Source organism: Micromonospora phytophila (genome assembly GCF_023656545.1).
GTDB classification, from domain to species: domain Bacteria; phylum Actinomycetota; class Actinomycetes; order Mycobacteriales; family Micromonosporaceae; genus Micromonospora; species Micromonospora phytophila.
Genome location: NZ_JAMOKF010000571.1, coordinates 1 through 1,974 on the forward strand (window position 1 = coordinate 1; position 1,974 = coordinate 1,974).

Consider the following 1,974-nt stretch of genomic DNA (forward strand, 5'->3'; position numbering starts at 1 on the left):
GGCGACTCCCCCGGTCCGGCCGACGGCCGAGGCGACGCAGGCCGCGGACGACTTCCGCCGCATCCAGGGCGTCGGCCCGAAGATGGCCTCGGCGCTGCTGGCCGCCGGCATCCGGACGTACCGGCAGCTGGCCGAGCTGGACGAGGCCGCGCTGCGGGAGACGATCCGGGGTGCCGGGCTGCGCGCCACGCCCAGCCTGGCGACCTGGCCGCAGCAGGCGAAGGTGCTCGCCGGCGCTCCCGACGAGGCGGCGACCGTGCTGCCGGCCGTCGTGGGCGGCGAGAACGCCTGAGGGCACCGCTGCCCGGCGGCGGTACGCGCCGTCGGGCAGCGATCCGGGTGCGCCTGCGCGCCCGCGCCCGCACATGATCCGCTCGACGTCCCGGTCAACGCGCTCCCCGGTCAGCCGGGCATCGCGATGACCGGGACCCCGGGGTTGATCGTGTGCGCCACGCTCCGAAGAAATGCGGCATACCGGGCGCGCGACCCATCGGGCGTCGCTACCGTCGGTGCAGGGCCGGACGGCCCGCCGAGCCGACACCGGTACCGCAGGAGCAGCCGTGCAGCACGCCACGCCGGAGCCTGCCCCACGCCGGGCCCGTCCTCCGGTCCGTGATCCCGAGTCACCCCGCCGGGTGACGCTGCTGGAACTCTTCTTCGACCTGGTCTACGTGGTCGCCCTCGCCCTCATCTCCCGGGGAATGGTCACCGAGGTGAACTGGCACCGGGCCGGGCAGGCGCTGATCATGCTGGCCGCGCTCTGGTGGACCTGGGCCATCACCACCCTGGTCACCGACATGTACGACCCGGAACGCCCCGAGATCAAAATGCTCATCACCGCGGTGATGTTCGGCGTGCTGCTGATGACCACCGCCATCCCCGAGGCGTTCGACAACCGGGGGATCGTCTTCGCCATCACCTACGTCGCCATCCACCTCGGCCGCGGCCTGTTCCTCATGCCGGCGGTCCGCCACCATCGGCAGACCCAGAAGCGGGCGGCCCGCATCTTCCTCTGGTTCGCCGTCTCGGCGGTGCCCTGGATCATCGGCGGACTGGTCGACGGCGACGCCCGGATGGCGCTCTGGGCCCTCGCTCTGGGCATCGACTACCTGGGTTTCCGGCTCGCCTACCCGGTCCCCGGCCTGGGTGCGGTGCCCACCGAACAGCGCAACGTCACCGCCGAGCACCTCTCCGAGCGCTACCAGCAGTTCTTCATCATCGCCCTCGGCGACGCCATCCTGACCATCGGCACGATGTTCAACCTGGACAAGTCCGAGACGCAGAACATCCTGGCGTTCGCGGTGGCCTTCGTCAGCACCCTGCTGCTCTGGCGGATCTACGTGCACAAGTCCGGTCAGCTGCTGCCCACCGCGATCCAGCAGGCCAAGGTGCCGAGCCGGTTCCTGCGCACCGCCCCCTACACCCACCTGCTCATGGTCGCCGGCGTGGTGACCACCGCGGCCGGCTTCGACCTGGTGCTGCACGACCCGCACGGTCGCACACCGCCGGGCTGGGCGGCGATCATCCTGGGCGGACCGGCGCTGTTCCTGGCGGGTCGCTCCGCCTTCGAGTACGAGGTGTTCAGCCGCGTCTCCCTGTCCCGCCCCGGCGGCCTGCTGGCCCTGCTCACCGTGGCCCCCGCGGTGCTCTTCCTGCCGCCGCTGGTCGCCGCCACCGCCGCCATGCTGGTCCTCGCCGGGGTGGCGGTGGCCGACGCGCGGCGCAGCCACGGCCGCCCACCGGAGGCCCCCGCCCCACCGCACTGACGAGCCGGGTCAGCCCGCCCGCGCCAGCAGCCGCCCCGCGTCCGGCACGTACGGCTCGACGCCGACGGCGGTGAGCACCTGGTGCACCGTGGCGGTCGCCGCGGTCAGCACCGGACGGCCGATCCGCGCCTCCACCAGCGGCACCGCCGCCAGCGACGGCATCTGCACGCAGGCGGAGAGCACCACCGCGTCCACCCAGCTGACGTCG

Annotated in this window: 2 protein-coding genes and 1 pseudogene; 2 read left to right on the forward strand and 1 reads right to left on the reverse strand. The window is 73.0% G+C overall.

Annotated features, from left to right (window positions below):
• Both NCC78_RS31340 and NCC78_RS31345 read left to right on the forward strand, forming a co-directional pair.
• Nucleotides 1-292 (forward strand): DUF4332 domain-containing protein (locus NCC78_RS31340; protein ID WP_250799047.1); only part of this gene is annotated, 292 nt, incomplete at its 5' end.
• A gap of 268 nt (nucleotides 293-560) precedes the next feature.
• Nucleotides 561-1,766: a low temperature requirement protein A gene (locus NCC78_RS31345; protein WP_250799049.1), complete on the forward strand. Its 1,206-nt coding sequence runs from the start codon at nucleotides 561-563 to the stop codon at nucleotides 1,764-1,766.
• Nucleotides 1,767-1,775: 9 nt separating this feature from the next.
• Here NCC78_RS31345 and NCC78_RS31350 read toward each other — a convergent pair.
• Nucleotides 1,776-1,974: pseudogene (locus NCC78_RS31350) on the reverse strand (Asp/Glu racemase); the annotation flags it as partial.